The organism is Oleiphilus sp. HI0123, from assembly GCF_001635315.1.
Map to the genome: position 1 here is coordinate 1 of NZ_LWGE01000499.1, position 1492 is coordinate 1492.

2 protein-coding genes are annotated in these 1492 nt (G+C 45.1%); both read left to right on the forward strand.

From position 1 onward, the window contains the following. Positions 1-183 precede the first annotated feature (183 nt). Positions 184-963 (forward strand): twin-arginine translocase subunit TatC, encoded by a 780-nt coding sequence (tatC, locus tag A3761_RS04755; RefSeq protein ID WP_068510193.1) that lies wholly within the window; start codon positions 184-186, stop codon positions 961-963. A 7-nt stretch (positions 964-970) separates the two neighbouring features. Continuing rightward, positions 971-1492: RsmE family RNA methyltransferase (locus tag A3761_RS04760; protein ID WP_068749909.1), on the forward strand; the 522-nt coding region annotated here is incomplete at its 3' end.

Below are 1492 nucleotides of genomic sequence, written 5' to 3' on the forward strand. Positions count from 1 at the left end.
TACCGTTAAAGACGCCCTCAAAGAAGCTGAAGAGTTCGAGCCCTTACCAAGAGATGAGTATGACAAGCTGTTTCAGGCACCAAAAGAGCCTGATTCGTCAAAAGACCTTCAAAGCAATACGCAAAACGACAAGCCTAAGCAGTCATAACATGGCCTCCGTAATAAGCTAAGCATAGTAAAGACATGAGTAAGACTTCTGACAACGCAACTGAAAACGACACTGTAGTCGACCAAGGCCAGCCTCTAATCAGCCATCTGATAGAATTGCGCACACGCCTCCTGCGTTCTGTGCTTTGCGTTATATTGATCTTCGCAGGCCTTTACTATTTTGCCAACGATATCTACCTGATTGTCTCAGAGCCACTTAGGGTCTTTTTACCCGAAGGTAGCACCATGATCGCGACCGATGTCGCATCACCCTTCTTTACCCCCTTCAAACTGGCTCTAATGACGGCACTGTTTATATCAATGCCTTATGTGCTCTTTCAAATATGGGGTTTTATCGCACCTGCACTCTATGAGAACGAAAAACGGCTCGCCTATCCTTTACTGCTATCGAGCATAATATTGTTCTATCTCGGCATGGCATTCGCTTACTTTGTCGTCTTTCCTTTAGTGTTTGGCTTTTTCACCAGTGCCGCACCTGAAGGCGTCACTGTAATGACCGATATCAGTCGCTATCTTGACTTCATTCTAAAGCTATTCTTCGCATTTGGTTTAGCCTTCGAAATCCCAATCGCAACCATTATTTTGGTTGCGGCAGGTATTACCAGCTCAGCTAGCCTAAGTGAAAAACGCCCTTACATCGTGGTTGGCTGCTTCGTTATCGGTATGTTATTGACGCCTCCAGATGTTATTTCGCAAACTCTTTTAGCAGTTCCAATGTGGGCTCTCTTTGAAGTCGGAGTGCTGTTTTCAAAACTCGTCGAAAAGAAGCGCAACGAAGAACCTGTAAGCGAATAACAATTAGATGAACCTGCTACTGTTATTCCCCGAAAATATGCACAGCGAAACACTGGCTGAGATTTCCGGTCGTCAACTCGAACATATGCATGAGACTCTAAAGTCAAAAGTTGGAGATAACATACGCGTTGGCCTGCTCAATCAGCAAATTGGCCTAGCCACTATTACAGCTCTCACTACGGAGTCTGCCAAACTCGATATCGAGTGGCAAAAAGAAGCGCCCGCACCACTCCCCTTAACACTCATTATTGGTCTACCCCGACCAAAAATGTTAAAGCGAATCATTCAAACCGCCACAACAATGGGCGTGAAGAAAATCTATTTCCTCAATGCCTGGAAGGTAGAAAAGAGCTTTTGGCAAAGCCCCTGGCTAAGTGAAGAAAAAATTCTAGAGAATTGCATCCTTGGCTTAGAACAAGCTCAGGATACCGTGATGCCCGAAATTCATATCAAAAAGCGCTTCAAGCCCTTTGTTGAAGATGAATTACCTGCACTTTCCAAAGGTACACGCCAACTAGTCGCCCACCCT

Bases quoted from the DNA above. Each gene is read 5' to 3' on its own strand.
- tatC (WP_068510193.1), top strand. From the start codon at position 184: ATGAGTAAGACTTCTGACAACGCAACTGAAAACGACACTGTAGTCGAC.